This is a genomic window from Leeuwenhoekiella blandensis MED217, from assembly GCF_000152985.1.
In the GTDB taxonomy this organism is placed as follows: domain Bacteria; phylum Bacteroidota; class Bacteroidia; order Flavobacteriales; family Flavobacteriaceae; genus Leeuwenhoekiella; species Leeuwenhoekiella blandensis.
Map to the genome: position 1 here is coordinate 1,349,136 of NZ_CH672395.1, position 17,592 is coordinate 1,366,727.

Annotated in this window: 15 protein-coding genes; 5 read left to right on the forward strand and 10 right to left on the reverse strand. The window is 39.3% G+C overall.

Translation table 11 applies throughout. From position 1 onward, the window contains the following. Positions 1-10: 10 nt before the first annotated feature. Genes MED217_RS05885 through MED217_RS05900 form a run of 4 tightly spaced genes read left to right on the forward strand, consistent with a single transcriptional unit; the run spans position 11 to position 5,583 of the window. Positions 11-1,540: a RagB/SusD family nutrient uptake outer membrane protein gene (locus MED217_RS05885; protein ID WP_009779570.1), complete on the forward strand. Its 1,530-nt coding sequence runs from the start codon at positions 11-13 to the stop codon at positions 1,538-1,540. Between the two features lie 59 nt (positions 1,541-1,599). Continuing rightward, positions 1,600-2,778, forward strand: a complete 1,179-nt coding sequence (locus tag MED217_RS05890) for a glycoside hydrolase 5 family protein (RefSeq protein WP_040532616.1) — start codon at positions 1,600-1,602, stop codon at positions 2,776-2,778. A gap of 47 nt (positions 2,779-2,825) precedes the next feature. Then, positions 2,826-4,592: an exo-alpha-sialidase gene (locus MED217_RS18475; RefSeq protein WP_154648914.1), complete on the forward strand. Its 1,767-nt coding sequence runs from the start codon at positions 2,826-2,828 to the stop codon at positions 4,590-4,592. A gap of 43 nt (positions 4,593-4,635) precedes the next feature. Beyond that, positions 4,636-5,583, forward strand: coding sequence for a glycoside hydrolase family 43 protein (locus MED217_RS05900; protein WP_009779573.1), 948 nt, complete (start codon positions 4,636-4,638; stop codon positions 5,581-5,583). Between the two features lie 324 nt (positions 5,584-5,907). On the opposite strand, the gene MED217_RS05905 is transcribed toward MED217_RS05900, so the two are convergent. The 10 genes from MED217_RS05905 to uvrA form a co-directional block, all read right to left on the reverse strand. Then, on the reverse strand, positions 5,908-6,222 hold the full coding sequence (locus MED217_RS05905) for a DUF6730 family protein (RefSeq protein WP_009779574.1): 315 nt from the start codon (positions 6,220-6,222) through the stop codon (positions 5,908-5,910). Beyond that, positions 6,219-7,043 (reverse strand): relaxase/mobilization nuclease domain-containing protein, encoded by an 825-nt coding sequence (locus tag MED217_RS05910; RefSeq protein ID WP_009779575.1) that lies wholly within the window; start codon positions 7,041-7,043, stop codon positions 6,219-6,221. The genes MED217_RS05905 and MED217_RS05910 overlap by 4 nt, the downstream gene beginning before the upstream one ends. After that, positions 7,040-7,336: a mobilization protein MbpA gene (mbpA, locus tag MED217_RS05915; RefSeq protein WP_009779576.1), complete on the reverse strand. Its 297-nt coding sequence runs from the start codon at positions 7,334-7,336 to the stop codon at positions 7,040-7,042. The genes MED217_RS05910 and mbpA overlap by 4 nt, the downstream gene beginning before the upstream one ends. A gap of 86 nt (positions 7,337-7,422) precedes the next feature. Then, on the reverse strand, positions 7,423-8,277 hold the full coding sequence (locus tag MED217_RS05920; RefSeq protein WP_009779577.1) for a toprim domain-containing protein: 855 nt from the start codon (positions 8,275-8,277) through the stop codon (positions 7,423-7,425). Positions 8,278-8,456: 179 nt separating this feature from the next. Further along, positions 8,457-9,689, reverse strand: coding sequence for a primase-helicase family protein (locus MED217_RS05925; protein ID WP_009779578.1), 1,233 nt, complete (start codon positions 9,687-9,689; stop codon positions 8,457-8,459). A gap of 64 nt (positions 9,690-9,753) precedes the next feature. Beyond that, positions 9,754-10,035: a helix-turn-helix transcriptional regulator gene (locus MED217_RS05930; RefSeq protein ID WP_009779579.1), complete on the reverse strand. Its 282-nt coding sequence runs from the start codon at positions 10,033-10,035 to the stop codon at positions 9,754-9,756. A gap of 270 nt (positions 10,036-10,305) precedes the next feature. Continuing rightward, complete coding sequence (locus MED217_RS05935; protein ID WP_040533288.1) at positions 10,306-11,436, reverse strand: site-specific integrase; 1,131 nt, start codon at positions 11,434-11,436, stop codon at positions 10,306-10,308. A 224-nt stretch (positions 11,437-11,660) separates the two neighbouring features. Then, positions 11,661-13,076, reverse strand: a complete 1,416-nt coding sequence (gene mnmE, locus MED217_RS05940; RefSeq protein WP_009779581.1) for a tRNA uridine-5-carboxymethylaminomethyl(34) synthesis GTPase MnmE — start codon at positions 13,074-13,076, stop codon at positions 11,661-11,663. 132 nt (positions 13,077-13,208) lie between these two features. Further along, complete coding sequence (locus MED217_RS05945; RefSeq protein WP_009779582.1) at positions 13,209-13,754, reverse strand: hypothetical protein; 546 nt, start codon at positions 13,752-13,754, stop codon at positions 13,209-13,211. Positions 13,755-13,977: 223 nt separating this feature from the next. Then, complete coding sequence (gene uvrA, locus MED217_RS05950; RefSeq protein ID WP_009779583.1) at positions 13,978-16,761, reverse strand: excinuclease ABC subunit UvrA; 2,784 nt, start codon at positions 16,759-16,761, stop codon at positions 13,978-13,980. 228 nt (positions 16,762-16,989) lie between these two features. Between uvrA and MED217_RS05955 the strand changes: the two genes are divergently transcribed. Beyond that, on the forward strand, positions 16,990-17,574 hold the full coding sequence (locus MED217_RS05955; protein WP_009779584.1) for an RNA polymerase sigma factor: 585 nt from the start codon (positions 16,990-16,992) through the stop codon (positions 17,572-17,574). Positions 17,575-17,592 lie beyond the last annotated feature (18 nt).

A 17,592-nucleotide genomic window follows, 5' to 3' on the forward strand; every position in this document is an offset into this window, starting at 1 on the left:
CAGTAATAAAATGAGAAAAATACTAACAATACTTACAGTAACCTGTTCGCTTCTGGGGGTAGTTTCCTGCCAAGAAGACGAGCTTGATCTTAAAAACCCAAATGCATTGACCACAGATCAATTTTGGGTGACGCCGAATGATGCAGAGTTAGGTGTTAATGCCATTTATGCAATGTCTTATAAGGATGGCTTATGGTCTAGATGGATGTCTTTTAGACTCGATTTAACTTCAGATGAAGGTTTCAGCCAAAGCCCGTGGATAGAATTAGCAGACTGGACACGTTTTAATTATATCAACTATAATTTTTGGGAGGGTAATGGTGTGACGTGGAGAGATACCTATAAAGCCATTTTTAGAGCCAATCAAGTATTAGCAAATGTGCCGGATATAGAGTTTGATGATGCGACAAGAAAGCAATCTATATTGGCAGAAGCTAAGTTTTTACGGGCGTTGAATTATTACTATGTGGGCTTACTTTGGGAGAATGCGCCTATTATTTTGGAGCCTTCAAAGCCAGATGATTTGCCGATGCAATCCACTCAGCAGGAGATCTACAGCCAAGCCGAATTAGACCTCAATGAAGCTTTCGAAGATTTACCCTTACAATGGGATGCTGAGAATCTTGGACGTCCTACAAAAGGTGCAGCAAAAGCAATGCTTGCGAAAATTTATATGCAACAGCGCCAATGGGGTGCTGCAAAAACTGCATTGGATTTTTTAGTTGTAGGAGAAGGAGCGAACTATAGTCTGGTATCAAATTATAAGGACAATTTTACAGATATAAATGAGAATAACTCAGAATCTGTATATGAGATTCAGTTTGGGGATCAGCGGAGAGGTGGTACTGGAGAAGGACCGAACGCAGCCGTATCAAGTACCAGAGCTCAGTTTTTTGCCCCTCGCGGGATTGGCTGGTCAGATGGACAAGCCCGTTTTTGGCTTGTAAATGCTTTTAAGCAAGAATTAACGGTCGATGGCAACCTAGATCCACGATTGCAACATTCTCTTTTTTATCCAGATCTATTTGAAGATTTTGGAGATAAAACTTACTCTAGAGACTGGGAGTGGGGAGAAGATGAGGCTTGGTTTAGAAAGGGAGCGCGTGATTATAAACGTGATAATGAAGATTATTTTTCTGAAGTAAACTGGCGATTAATTCGTTATGCTGATATTCTATTGCGTTATGCAGAAGTTTTAAATGAACTAGATATGACGGCAGATGCTTATCAATATGTTGATCAGGTTCGAGCACGTGCAAATATGGCTCCGCTTGCTACAGCATATCCTGAAATAGGAAATGATCGTGATCTGTTTCTAGAGCGTCTTAAAATAGAACGTGTTTTAGAATTATCTGGCGAAAGTGTGCGTTGGGAAGATCTTAAAAGATGGGGTGATTTAGAAACGCAGGAGTCTGTAGATGCGATAGCAGAGCGTGATCCCGATTTTAAAAACTTTGAAATAGGTAAGAATATTCGTTTGCCTTTACCACAAGTAGAAGTAGAAAATAATCCTAATATGGAACAAAATCCACAATATTAACAACCCTAGTGCCTCCAAGTAAAGTATGGAGGTATTTTGAGGGGTCAAATATAAAATTGATGAAAAGACTAAGTTTTATTCTAACTCTTATAATGGTAAGCATGCTTTTTTCGTGTAAGAATTCCAAAGAGGATTCTAAGGAGGTTGCGCTCAATACTAACGATACAATTTCTGAAAATACCAGAGCAATCTGGTCTCAAGAAGAGGCCAACGCGTGGTACGCTAAGCAACCTTGGCTTGTAGGTGCTAATTTCAATCCGAGTAATGCCATAAATCAATTAGAAATGTGGCAAGAAGAGAGTTTTGATCCAGAGCGTATTGACGAAGAATTAGGCTGGGCTGAAGATATTGGAATGAATACCATGCGGGTTTATTTACATGACCTACTACATAAAAGCGATAAGGAGGGCTTGTATAATCGTATGAATGAATTTTTAAAGATAGCGGATAGTCACGGTATTAAACCGTTATTTGTTCTATTTGATTCGTGCTGGGATCCTTTTCCAAAGGTAGGGGAACAACGAGCTCCCAAGCCACACGTTCATAACTCTGGGTGGGTACAAAGTCCTGGGCAGGAAGTGTTGAAAGATAGTACACAATACGGCAGATTAGAGTTATATGTAAAAGAAACCATAGGAGCATTTAGAACAGACGATCGCATTTTAGGTTGGGATATTTGGAATGAGCCAGATAATATGACTGGGCCTTCCTATGAAGCAATAGAAATTCCAAACAAAGCAGAGTTGATAATGCCACTATTGGAAAAGGCATTTGGATGGGCACGATCTGTCAATCCGAAACAACCACTTACTTCGGGTTTATGGACGGGAGACTGGAGTGATCCCAAAACAATGAGTCCGTTTCATAAAATGCAATTGGAACAGTCGGATATTATTACATTCCACAATTACGATGTACCTGCCGATTTTGAGAAAGACATTAAAAATCTACAGCGTTATGGCAAACCTATTTTATGTACAGAATATATGGCCAGACCTAACGGAAGTACCTTTGAAGGCTTTTTACCTATAGCTAAAAAGTACAATGTAGGAATGTATAATTGGGGCTTTGTAGATGGCAAAAGTCAAACTAAATATCCTTGGGATAGTTGGACGAAAACCTATACTTCGGAACCCAAAGAGTGGTTTCATGAAATTTTTCATACAGATGGAACACCTTATAGAAAAGCAGAGACTGATTTGATTACAGACCTTACTTCTGAAGTAAATGCGAAATAACAAAAACATCCGTCATTTGGTAAATATTGAATGACGGTTTTTATTTTATGAAAAAATCACTTTTAATTACAATATGTCTTTTATTCGGGTTTTGTAATACTCAATGTGCTGCAGATCAATTATCAGACTCAGAGCAGATAGACCAACACAGTGATTCAGAATCTGAAATATCAACACAAGAACCTGTAACTGGTATACGAATCGCCTGGGATGCTTCTACAAAAACACAGATATCTGAATTGGGAGATGTGGGCTATAATGGTTACGCTCGGGTGATTCAGTTGACCGATGGGGCATTGGTGGTAACGTATGAATCCCATGGAAAGATATTGGTTAAGAGGAGTACAGACTTAGGTCAAACTTGGTCTTCTCTCATAGTTGTGGCTGATTATAAAAATGGTGTATCCAATACTACTCCAGATCTTATTGAGTTGAAAAACGGAACGATTTTACTTGCTTATAATCCTAGACCGGGAAATACAGCATCTGTAGATGAGCATTTTTCGATTAAAGTTATACAAAGTTCAGATGGCGGTAGGTCTTGGCATAATGACCAAACGGTCTACACCGCTGATACCTTATTTGAAAATGGAGCCTGGGAACCTACTTTTTTACAACTGCCCAGTGGAGAAATTCAACTGTATTTTTCTAATGAGAATATTTACAGAAATTCTAACGAGCAAAACATTTCGATATTACGGTCTACTGATAACGGATTATCTTGGACTTTAACTCCTGAGATCACTAGCTTTAGAAGTGGTCATCGTGACGGAATGCCAGCACCTATTTATTTAAAGGATACTGAAGAAATTGTATATGCCATTGAAGATAATGGTGATAATAATCAGTTCAAGCCATATATTATACGCAATACCTTGACTCAAAATTGGTCAACTTTCGTTAGCGCTAGCAGTCCTAACCGAAGTTACGCTTTACAAGATGCATTAGAGAAGGATGAATATGCAGGAGCTCCAGATCTTGTTCAATTGGCCAATGGCGAGGTACTGTTATCCTATCAAGGAACTGAAAACAGAGCAGGAACGGATTTGAATAATGCTGAAATGCGTGTGGCGATAGGAAACAAAATTGCCCAAAATTTCAATAGAACAACATCTCCTTTTGTAATTCCTGAAAATAAATCTGCACTATGGAATAGTATCACCGTTTTAGAAGACGGAACGGTTCTAGCATTAACTACTACCAATGCCTTTTCCTCTGCGAATAACTCCGAAGTGTGGATGATTAAAGGATATGTAATTCCGCAACTGCGAGCAGAACGTGCAACGATTAATATTGACGGAGCCCAAACTGAAGATATTTGGGAACATAATTTTCCATTATTTGTTGGACATATGGGGGATACGCAGTTGCGTGGAACTGTTTCGGCAGATTCTAATAATTTATATATTCTTACACGGACCACAAATAATCAGGGTGCTTCTACAATTGCAACACAAAATAATGCAAACGGGACAATCCTATATTTAGATCCTCAGGCTCAAAATAAGCTAAGACCTGATGCGGGAATCTTTAAAATCCAAATATCGGTCAAAGGTGAAGTGGCTATTTATGAAGGAGCTGCCGGAAATTGGGATCAGATTGAAGCACCACAATTACAAGTTGCTGTAGCCGAAAATGAGGGGGTTATACAAGAAATTGCAATTCCTTGGGAGGTTTTGCATCATCGATTTCAAGTCGACACGGAGTTAGGGTTTAGTATTGCTTTAATAGAACGCGGGGAGGCGAATTATACTGAAATGCTATCTACTACAAATGGTGATGAACCATATACGTGGTTGCGTTTAAAGATTTAAGAAAATAAGATAAAGGACGAGTTTAATGCTAAACTGAAAAATTATGCAATTATACATTTTATATTTCCTGATTCTGTTAGGAGGTTTAAGATTAGGGGCACAAAGCCAAAGAGATGATGTAATCTATCTGGCAGATCCTACAGTTTTTGAAGATGAGGGTATGTATTATTTATATGGTACAAAAGGCGATAATACTATAAAGGGTTCCGGTTTTTTAGTATATACTTCTAAAGATCTTAAACACTGGGAAGGCCCAGTAGGATCATCTGATGGTTTTGCGCTAAAAAAAGGCGATGCTTATGGAAATAAAGGCTTTTGGGCTCCGCAAATATTTAAACATAAAGCCAAATATTATATGGCTTACACCGCAAATGAAAACATAGCAATAGCAACAAGTGACAGTCCTTTAGGGCCATTTGTAAACGATAACAAAGCATTGGAAGCTCCCGTTCGGCAGATTGATCCTTATGTATTTTTTGATGAGGATAAGGTGTATTTATATCACGTGCGGCTTCAAGAAGGTAACCGTATTTTTGTTGCCGAGATGAACGCAGATCTCAAAAGCATAAAGCCGGAAACGTTGCGAGAATGTATCAATGCAGAAGAGACATGGGAAAATACTGCAAATGCAGATTGGCCTGTTGCCGAAGGACCTACGGTTTTCAAAAAAGATGCACTGTATTACTTGTTATACTCTGCTAATGATTACAGAAATCCAGATTATGCAGTCGGCTATGCTATAAGTAGGACTCCGTTAGGACCTTGGGAAAAAATGAAAACAAATCCATTGATCTCGAAATTAGATAGTAACGCTGGTACAGGCCACGGGGACCTTTTTTATGATAAAAGAGGTAGAATGAAATATGTTTTACATACACATTTATCAAATGTGGAAGTCGGTCCACGTAAAACGGCAATACTTGAATTAAGTTTAAAAAATCAAAAGCTAAGCGTAAAAAATAATAGTTTCTATTTTGTCGAAAAGCAATAGTTCTATAGCTTAAGAATATATCGGTCTACGAAGTTTGGAGGTACAGTTTCATTCTCATAGATCTTTGAAAATAATGGGAGACTTTTATATCATATGGTCTAAGGCTTAAGATGTTCAAAATCATTATATTGATGTGCGAAATAAATTAAGTTAGGGTATTAAGGATACGCAGTTTAGTCGAGATGTTAAAAGGAGATAAAGAAAATTACACATAATATTCTTCTAAGAAAGGTAAGCTAGAACCACTGTATAATTTTTTCTTTCGGAAAGGCCTTCACAAAAGACAGGTCTTTTTGAAAGAAATATTAATTACAATTACACTTCTTAGCGCAGCAACAGAAAGATAATACAAAATGCTTGTGAAAGAAAAAGTAGCAGGGCTAAGATTACAAGCCAGTTTGGGATCGTTATTGTATGCTTGATCTTTCTTAATAGTTCCTTGCGATTTTCCTGATGCGAGATTTGATCCAATTCCAATTTTCTAAGGTGCGTTTCGACTATCTTTTCAATTTGGGTACTATCTGCATGTATGGAGGTGCTCTTAAGACTTTGTTCAATCCGTTCTAAGCGATTGACCTCTTGTTTGAAGGTATGCAATTCTTCAACCAGGAGTTCTGATAGGTGTTCTAATTTAGTCATATTCCAATTCCTTTATCGATTACTAGTTTTAATACTTTCTTAGCCACAGCTTTGGCCAGGCTTGGTGCAATAGGTATGCTTCCTCCGGATAACACAACAGCTTTGGCGCGGTTGATGGATTTAAGCAAATTACTGGCCGACATTGAGCGATGCACTTCACTTCCTTTAATGTTTTGACCTTTGTATTCAAAACGAAACCCCTGCAGCTGTTTGGATTTATTGATCACCGGGATCACGGTAATGTACTGCTTTTGCATGCGATTGATGTATGTCTGAAGATCTTTAGTGGAGCCTTGAATAGCCTGCTGATGAATTTTATGAATTTCGGCTCGCGTCTGTGCTAAGGCTTTATTTTTCTCAAGCTGAACGTCCTGCACGGTTTGAATACCCATTTGCTTTGCGGTCCGCTCAGCAGCCCACTGACTTTGCTTTCCAATAAAACTATCAGTATAAGCCTTACCCTTTAGATCGATACGATTCACATAGAGATGCACATGAGTATGTGCTTTGTCCCGATGTACATACGCGACTGCCTGGCGCTCTTGTAATTTCATATATTGAATAAAGGTTTTAGTGAGTTTACCTAAATCCTCGATGTTCATTTGAGCTCCATCGGTTACCGTTGGACTTAGAACAAAACTCAACGTGTTACGCTCACAATTTTGATTTAGCGCTTGCACGGCTTTAAATTCTTGGGTGATCTCTTCAGCAGTATCGCCTACTACTAGATCGCTATATACCAATTCTGTTTGTTTGTCTGGGTTATTACCGTAGCGCAACGCGCCAAGGGTACTGGATATAGCACTGCCTTTACCAATCATTTCATTATGGTTTTTAAATGTTTCTTGATTTCTTCGGCTACCTGAATGACTTCCTCACTAAGTTTTGGATTACCTTTTTTATACATATTCCCGATGCGTTTAAAATTGTTGTGATATTTCACCAGCATTTTATAGGTATGAATATGTTCTTCATTCATCCGCTCGGTGATCTGTTGCTCCAACAAACTTCTTCTGCAAAAAGCACTCAGGCTCAAGCCTGCAGCTTTTGCTTTTACCTGCAGCAATTTTTTCTCATACACGCTACATCTGAATTTGATAAGTGCTCGTTTCATCGTTTGTTTTTTTCTTTGCAACCATCGGGAGCAAAGCAAGATTGTGGCCACAGCCACACATCTTGCCCTGCTTCCCAGAAATCAGTTTAATGCGTTTTCATCAGCCAGGCATTGAGGTCCTTTTCCGCTTTATAGAAACAGGATTTATCAATACACGTAGCATTGTTGTTCAGAAAGAATGAGGTTGTTTTTCTTCCGGCTTTATCCTGATCGAGATACAATTCAACAGTCGTGTAGGTGTCAAAATAGGGAAGTGCTTTTTCAGTAAAAGCAATGGAGTTTAAAATCAGAAAATCAGCTTTCCGTTTTAAGTTTGGAAAAAGTGTAACCAGAGATAACAGATCAAACATTCCCTCAATGACAATTAGTTTTTGAGATTCATTAGTGATCCATCGCAAGTCCTTTGGGGAGCTTGATGCTTTAAAATATTTATTTCTCAGATCCCATCCTCCGGAATTGTTTTTTAGACCAATTGAAAAACCGTACTTCTCTTTTATGGTATAATGCACTTCTTTGCAAAACCCCTGCGCTACAACCGGACTAATTTTTCGATTTTTCAAATAGGTTAATAATGCCGGATGTTGAATCGGTTTTACCTGTCTGATTACAATTCCAGATCGGTTTACTTTCAGTATTCGTGCTTTTGGAAGCGCATAGCTTCCGGTATTGACTTGAGCTAAAATTGCTAAAGCTTCACGTACAGCTATATTCTGAAGCTCACAAATAAGATCGATGCAGTTGCCGCCTTTACCCAGTCCGTGATCGTACCAGCAGTTTAATTTCTTTGAAACTTTAAAGGAGGCTTGGGTTTCTGACCGCAGGGGACTCAGAAACCAAGCTTCCTTTTCCGTATTGCGAGTGGGAAGGTGCCCTAAAAATGCCAGCGCCTTAACGATGGATATTTTTCGGGCTTGTTCACACGATAGTTTTTCTTTTTTCATCTGCACTCTAGTTTTAGAAATAAAATGATGATTTGATGACAAACCCTCTTAGACCTTGTAAACATTGGCTTTATCGTGTCATCAAAAATTCATCGTTTCATCATTTTTGATTTTTTAAGCTTAATTTTTGTCATCATTTATTTTTTTGATGACAGTTTGATGATAAAATGATGACAGCTTCAGCCCTTATAAACAGTGGGCTCACCTTCATCTGTCATCGTCTCATCAAAATTTTGGATCAGAAATTCCTTTTTTACGGTAAAATAGCGGCCTTTTGCCTCAATTAGGGTGATGGTACCATCAGACCAAATCACAAATTTTCGATACTGATTGGAGTTGGGTTGATTGGTAAGGTTCCAGTCCACTTTTAATAATCTGCGCAGCTGAGTAAGATCTGTCTTTACTCGAGTTTTGTTCAAAGCATTCAAAGCATCCAGCGGACAAAAATCCACTTCCTCCAAATCAAATTTTTCAATGACTCCCATCAGGATACTGGCCAACTCTTTTTCTACGCGGTTCCTATTATTTTTTACAAGCTTGGTAAGCGCAGCGGTTTTAATCTGCCCAGGAGTAAACCACATACGCGTCTGATGGGGTGTGCTTAGTTTGCGATTGAATAGGAAATAAAGAAATGCCGGAATCTCCGCGATCAGATGTTCCAAAAAGTTTGTGCTTTCTTTTTTAATAGAAGGCACCTTCAACACCCAAAAACGCGTTTCATTGGCATCGATCTTAATGAAGTTATCCTCGTTGTTACTGCAGAGAATAAACTTACCAAAGAATTCCACTTCGCGTTTATCTTTTCCTTTAGCCTCGAGCTTATTGATATTGGTGGTGCTAAGGTATTTGATGCGTTCGGTAAGCTCTTCTTTATTGAAGAGTACTTCATCAATACAGATTAGGAGTTTATTGGCCCAATCAGAATTGAACTGACTGCTAAAACTATCATTTGTAAGGTAGGTCAGGTTGTTCTCAAAAATAGATTTAAGCCATTTTAAAAAGGTGCTTTTCCCGGTGGAACGTTCTTTAGATACCAGACAAAGAATCGGTAGTACTTGAACAGGTTTAGTGTAGAGCAGTTGTAGATAATCCAATCCCAATGCTAATTGCTTACCAAAGATGTGCTCAAGAAAACCAATAGTGGTTTCACAAGAACCTTCAAGAGGTTCTTTGCTTAGTGGTGAATAGATATTATAGAAGCCTTTGTATTCCTGCTTAAAGTTAATATGATTTGGAATACAAGTAAACCCATCATATTTGGGGATTTTTGTCAAATAGGCTTTACCGTGATCTTGTTTGATGGTCTCGATATTCCAATGCACAAGAAACTCATTGAAATGACCGGCAATAGTAGGAGCAGCCACCAACTTGTAATACGTTGTGCCCACCCTTTTATAAGGTATAGCTTTCATAATGAATAGTATTAATAATGAAAAGAACCCCTGATCCTTTTAGAATTAGGGGTTTAGAGTAGCATCACCGTTTTTTCAAGGTGTATTCAAGGGCTTCCTGCTCAATCTGCGAATGGGATTTACGCTGATTTTCTAAAAGCCAGTTGTTGAGCAGATCGATATCAAAGTAAATAAGTTTACCTCCTGGCTTGCTGTGTGGGATACAGCCGGTAGAGGTCAATTTGTAAAGATAGCTTCGTGACATACCTGTATAGTCACAGGCTTCATCAAGATTGAGTACTTTTTTCTGGCTAAGTAACAGCGATTCAATGCGTGCTAGCCGTTCGTCTAAATTAATGGTGTTCATCATATTCGATTTTAAGGTGAATAGTGAACAAAGCGCTTTGTTTATTTATGTTTGAATTCTACAATTAAAAGTACAGTCAGGATTAATTAGTATGAAGTTTCTTAGGCTGTTTTTATTCACAAAACAACTAATAATAATTGTGTAAGTGGTTTGTTTTCAGATGAAATCAAATGATTGCATTAAAAATTTTAAAATGTGAAGCGAATACCAAATCTCAACAATAAATATTTAAGCTAACTCAGATTTTGAGAGTTATCAACAGATTAAATTTTAGATTTCCAATTTTGGAATCAAATAAGCTGCTTCCTTCTTCTTGGTGTCTACAATTTTAGCGTAGATCTGAGTCGTGCGAATTTCTTTGTGTCCAAGAATTTTGGAAACGGTATAGATGTCTGCTCCGTGCTCCAGTAACAGAACGGCGTGGGTATGTCTGGCACTATGAAAGGTAATGTGCTTGGTTATTCCGGCACGCATACACCAGCGCAGTATTTCTGCATTAAAATGAGCACCGTATTTTAATCCTTGAAAGACACGTGCATTTTCTTGCTTTCGGTCTCCTAGAATGGAACGTGCTTGATCCGATAAGTATTGGTATTCCTGGGCAGCTGTTTTCTTCTGCTTAAACACAAGCCGGGAACCTTCTTCTTCATCACGTACTTCAGACCAAGTGAGTTTATTGACATCACTCCAGCGTAATCCGGTAAGGCAACTAAATAGGAAAGCATTTTTAAGCATTTGATGCTTACATTCAGCTTTAGCTAAGTTTTGCAATTCTTCATACGTGAGATATTCACGCGTCGTTTCACCCATGGCAAAACCTTTCACGGCAGTGGCATAATTTCTATTGGTATAACCATCCTCAAAAGCTTGGCGTAAAGCAGCTTTAAATTTATTGAAATATGTATATTTTGAATTCTGAGATAAAAGAGTGCCGGATTTAGTCTTTGCTTTTTTATTGAGGTACTTCTTAAATCCTACTACAAAATTTTCATCTATATCTTCAAAAGTGGTATTCTTAGTTTTGCAATAACTTTCTATATGATTTTGGGCAGCATCCCAGTTATCGTAATTACCCTTAGATTCATAGCGCTCTTCTTTTAACTTATCGTAATAAGAGAGAAATAGTAATTTGTCTTTGCTACGATCTTTAATTCCATATTTACCTTGAGCATATTCCGCTCGGCGAATGGATAATATTTGTTCCGCCCTTAAAAGTGTTTCTTCATTCTCTCTCTTTTCAAGTGCGTTTTTAGGATTGATATAGAGATATTGTTTAAGGTACTCAAACTCTCTTGAATGAATTTGTTTGCCGTTGGCATCTCTGGTCTTGCCTTTATAATATTCAATGTAAAGACTGTACTTTCCTGATGTAAGTTTTTTCTTTTTGAGCTTAATTACCATAATATGAGCTTTTTGTAAAATTAATTCAAAAAAGCCAAACGAGGTGTACTTTGGTACACCTTGCATATACATTTTAACATTGAGGTGTACCAGGGGTGTAACAAAAGGTTAATTAAAAGTGATTTATGAGAAAATGATGGTGAATAAATAAGGTTCGTGAAACATTGATTTTGTTGGGTTTTTTGCTAATTTGATATCAAATGACATCAGAATGAATTCCTGATTTATTTACCGATACAAAAATTAGCAAAGATATTCCCTAGCAATTCATCATTGGTGACCTGCCCGGTAATCTCTCCAAAATGGTAAAGCGCTTCGCGAATGTCTATGGCGAGCAGATCCCCGCTAAGACCTGCATCAATACCCATTTGTACTTTCTCGATCTCTTCTAAAGCTTTCAGTAGAGCGTCGTAATGACGGGAGTTGGTTACCAAGGTTTCGTTGTTGCGCAGCGCACCGGTATTTACAAATTGCAGTAATTGTTCCTTAAGCGCTTCAACACCGGTTCCTGTTTTTGCAGAAATAAGCAATACGGCCGATTTGTTGCCTTCGGAAAGAAGTGCGGCAAGTTGCTTATTGATCGATTCTTGCTCAGTTTCCGAAAGGTGATCGATCTTGTTGGCTACCAAGACCAATGGTTTGTCGGGGAAGCGATTGCGTATCTTTTGAATTTCTACCGTAAATAATTCGGCTTGATCTTTAAACTTCTCCGAATTGATGAGGTAAAGTACCACCTGTGCTTGTGCGATCTTTTCAAAGGTTTTTTTGATACCAAGCCCTTCAATAACATCTACGGTCTCTCTGATTCCCGCGGTATCTATAAACCGAAAACCAATACCACCTATCGAGATCTCGTCTTCGATAGTGTCGCGTGTCGTACCGGCAATGTCGCTTACAATCGCGCGTTCTTCGTTGAGCAAAGCATTCAGCAAAGTAGATTTTCCTACATTGGGTTCGCCCACGATGGCCACCGGAATTCCGTTTTTGATCACATTTCCGGTTGCAAAAGAATCGATAAGCCGTTTGAGAACACGAGTGATCTTAGTGATCAGGTTTTGAAATTCTTCCCGATTGGCAAACTCCACATCTTCTTCGGCAAAGTCGAGTTCGAGCTCGATAAGTGAAGCAAAATTGAGCAATTCCTGACGCAGCTGGGCGATCTCATTAGAAAAGCCGCCACGCATTTGTTGCATTGCGATCTGATGTGCGCCGGCGTTATCGCTGGCGATGAGGTCTGCTACAGCTTCCGCCTGACTCAAATCCATTTTCCCGTTGATGAAGGCGCGCAAAGTAAATTCACCGGCTTTGGCAGCGCGGCATCCGTTTCTGAATAAAAGCTGAAGGATTTCCTGCTGGATATACGAACTTCCATGACACGAAATTTCAACAGTAGGTTCGCCGGTATACGAGCGCTTTCCTTTAAAAATGGAAACCAATGCCTCATCAAGGATCCGGGAACCGTCCACAATGTTTCCTAAATGAAGCGTGTGTGAGTCTTGGTCGATAAGCTTTTTTCCGCTTTTAGCCTTAAAAAGATCAGAAACTATAGCAAGTGCTTCGGCTCCCGAAACTCTAATTACAGCAATAGCACCTGCTCCCGGAGCAGTAGCCAATGCAGCGATGGTGTCTTGAATTTGCATGCTGCAAAACTACAAAATAAGCCGCTGGCAACCGACCATAAAAAATCCCCGATAAACGAATTCATCGAGGATTTTCAACTAACTAACCAACCAAAAAAATCAAACTATGTCCCACAGTTGTGGGGTTTATTGTTACGACCTGCGGCTACGGTTTCCATAAACCGTAATGCGGTGCTTGTCTTTTGTAGTATTTCCTTTATAAATAGTTCCGGTCTGCTTATAGATGCGACCGCTTCTATCGTAGTGCATTTTTAAGTTTCCGATCCTATCCAAACGCCCTTTTTTATAGGTGACCGCTATGTCGCCAATGCGACCTACACGACCATTGCGATGATAATCAATACCCAGTCGACCTATTTGTGCAACCTGACCGTTACCATGGTATTGCACATAGCCCCTGCGGTAGTTGCGACCGGAATCATATACCGAATTGGGGTTGTAATACACCTGATTTACACGTCTACCATTAAGGCTGACCGATGCAGGTGGAAGGTTATAATCTAAAGTCCCGTCAGGGTAAATCAAAAACTCAACACCTTGTGTTATAAAAACGACAGGTTGCAAATAGAAAGCAGGAGATTCTGCTTTTGTGTGTAAACCAATGCTGTTTACTTCTGAAGCCTGTGCAGTAGTCGTGATCACAAAGCTTGCTGCTAAAAAGAATAACGTGCGTTTCATAACATTCATTTTAATAGACCGAACTTGAAGTTCTAATCTGTGTTCGTTAGGTATAATCCAAACTGCGTGCCAAAATCAAAAAAGACGTATTGATAGTATCTGAATAGTATTGAATTATGCTTTCAATGTGTTGTATATCAATAGTTTTTGATGAGTTTGTTTTAAATGAAAAAAGCGCGAAGAATATCCTCGCGCTTTAAATTTTTCATAAGTTTAATCAACTTTAGAGCTTGTCTTTAAGGTATTGTGCAGTATACGATTGTTTGTTTTTTACTATTTCTTCAGGAGTTCCGGCGGCGATAAGATGTCCCCCGTTTTCTCCACCTTCTAAACCAAGATCGATCACGTGATCTGCGCATTTGATCAGATCGAGATTATGCTCTACCACCAAAATAGAATGCCCCTTCTTGATCAATGCCTGAAAGGATGCCAATAACTTTTGAATATCGTGAAAGTGCAAGCCTGTGGTAGGTTCGTCAAAAATGAACAGGTTTTTCTCTTTAGTTGTTCCTTTTACTAGGAAAGAAGCGAGTTTGATACGCTGTGCCTCACCGCCGGAAAGCGTAGACGAACTCTGCCCAAGTGTGACATAGCCTAATCCTACGTCTTGCAAAGGTTTAAGCTTGCGGGTGATTTTGTCCTGCTTGTGTTCTTTAAAAAAGGCGATGGCGTCATCAATGGTCATATTGAGAATGTCATCGATGTTTTTATCTTCAAAAGTAACTTCAAGGACTTCTTTCTTAAAACGCTTGCCCTTACACACCTCGCATTCCAGATGTACATCGGCCATAAATTGCATTTCAATAGTGACTTCACCTTCTCCCTTACAGTGCTCACAGCGCCCACCGTCTACATTAAAAGAGAAATGCTTGGTCTTAAAGTTCCTGATCTTGCTCAGTTTTTGATCGGCATACAACGACCGGATGTCGTCATAGGCTTTGATATAGGTTACCGGGTTAGAACGTGAGGAACGACCAATAGGATTTTGATCAACAAACTCGATATGGTTGATGTTGTCAAACTTTCCTTCGATGCCTGTCATTTGTCCCACTTTCTCTCCATAGCCACCGGTTTCTTTCAGTAGGGCAGGATAGAGGAGCTTTTTCACTAAGGTACTTTTTCCACTTCCCGAGACACCGGTTACTGCGACAAAAACGCCTAGCGGAAAACGTACATCTATATTTTTTAAGTTGTTTTCCCGGGCTCCTTTTACGTCAATATAATACTTAGAGGTACGACGCTTTTCAGGGACCTTGATTTCTAATTCACCGTTCAGGTATTTTGCCGTGAGCGAATCACTTTTAAGAATTTCATCGTAGGTTCCCACAGCGACTACATCACCGCCAAAGGTTCCGGCTTCCGGACCAATATCGATGATCTCATCAGCGGCTTTCATGATGTCTTCGTCATGCTCCACGACAATTACCGTGTTGCCTAAATCCCGAAGATTTTGCAGTACTTCTATCAGTCGCTCGGTATCTTTGGGGTGTAAGCCAATACTGGGTTCGTCTAAAATATACATCGAACCTACCAGACTGCTTCCTAATGAGGTGGCAAGGTTGATGCGTTGCGATTCTCCACCAGAAAGTGTATTGGACTTTCGGTTTAAGGTGAGGTAATTCAAACCAACCTTAGCGAGGAATTCCAATCGACTTTCGATCTCAGTAAGTAAACGCTTCGCGATTTTGGTATCGTGTTCGCTCAGTTCTAGATCTTTAAAGAAGTCGGCAACTTTATTTAATGGAAGTTCCACAAGGTCGGTTAGCGTAGTGCCGCCGATCTTGACATAATTAGCTTCTTTACGCAGACGCTTACCACCACAGGTTTTACAACGCGTTTTTCCGCGGTAGCGTGAAAGCATCACCCGATTTTGGATCTTATAGGCTTTAGATTCTAAAAATTCAAAGAATTGATTAATGCCTTCAAAATATTGGTTTCCATTCCAAAGCAAATCCTTTTGTGCAGCACTTAATTCGAAATAAGGTTTGTGTATTGGAAAATCGAATTTATAGGCGTTGTTGACCAGTTGATCCCGATAGTAACTCATACTTTCCCCGCGCCAAGGAAATACAGCATTCTCATAAACGGAAAGCGCTGTGTTTGGAATAACCAGATCTTCGTCAATACCAATAACATCCCCATAACCTTCACACGTAGGACACGCCCCATACGGATTATTAAAGCTGAACAAATGCACGTTGGGTTCTAGAAAGCTCATCCCGTCTAACTCAAAACTGTTGCTGAAATGACGTTGTTTACCGGTGGTTAGATCTTCAATAAAAGCTTCACCTTTGCCTTCAAAAAAGGCGGTTTGCACAGCATCGGCAAGACGGTTGTAAAAGTCCTCGTCGTCTTTTTTAATGATGCGATCTACAACCAGAAAGAGCTTGTCTGTTTTTTTGATCGCATCAGCTTCATCAATACGTACCACCGTATCGTTTACCTTTATACGCGCATAACCTTGCTGCTGAAGAATATTGAGTTTTTCTTCGATCTTTCTTCCTTCTTCGACCAGAAAGGGGGCGAGCAGTAGGAGTTTGCTGCGATCTTCAAACGCCTTGACATAATTTACCACGTCGGTAACCGTATCTTTTTTTACTTCGTCCCCAGAAATAGGTGAGTAGGTCTTACCAATACGGGCATAAAGCAATTTGAGATAGTCATAGATTTCGGTGGAAGTTCCTACCGTAGAACGCGGATTGGTACTGTTTACTTTTTGCTCGATCGCTATTGCAGGAGCAATACCTTTAATATAATCTACTTTGGGTTTGTTGAGCCTCCCTAAAAACTGCCGGGCATACGACGATAAGCTTTCTACATAACGTCGTTGTCCTTCAGCATAAAGGGTGTCAAAAGCCAGGCTTGATTTTCCCGAACCCGATAAACCGGTAATGACTACCAGTTTATTGCGCGGAATGATAGTATTAATATTCTTCAGATTGTGCAGTTTGGCCCCTTTGATGATGATATTTTCCTTAGGGTCTGCTTTAGCAACGTCGATGATCATAGCAATAAGTATAGGTGTGCAAAGATAATTTATAGGATTGATACGCGCTCAAAGATTTGCCCAACGTCCTGTTAATGTTAAAATTGTACAGGGGTATTTGTTTATTTGGAATGAAAGTTGTTATATTTGATTTGTATTAACATTAACATAACGCCTATATCCTAAAATTACTTTTTTAAAATTTCGACCGGTCCCCGGGGATCAACTTTAACCTACAAAAGTAATTTTATGGATGAAATCTTAACAACTGACGCTACTCTGGTAAGCAGCTACATTAAAGGCGACGAGGCTGCTCTTTCTATACTCATCTCGAGACATCAACAACGCATTTATAGCTTTATTTATTCTAAAGTCTATGACCGCGATGTAACCGAAGATATTTTTCAGGATACCTTTATTAAAGTAATTCGCACCTTAAAGCGTGGTGGCTACAACGAAGAAGGTAAGTTTTTACCTTGGGTGATGCGGATTTCGCACAACTTGGTAATCGATCATTTCCGAAAAAATAAACGTATGCCCAAATTTGACAATACGGGGGACTTCAATATTTTTTCGGTTTTAGGTGATCCTGATTTGAATGCAGAAAAGCGCATCATTAAAGATCAGGTAGAGGAGGATGTACGTAAACTTATTGAAGAATTACCCGAAGATCAGCGCGACGTATTGGTGATGCGGGTGTATAAGGATATGAGTTTTAGAGAAATAGCAGAGCGTACCGATGTGAGCATCAATACTGCTTTAGGCCGTATGCGCTATGCATTGATCAATCTGCGTAAGGTGATCGAAAAAAACAATATAGTTTTAACAAATTGAGATAGACTAAATCCAAAA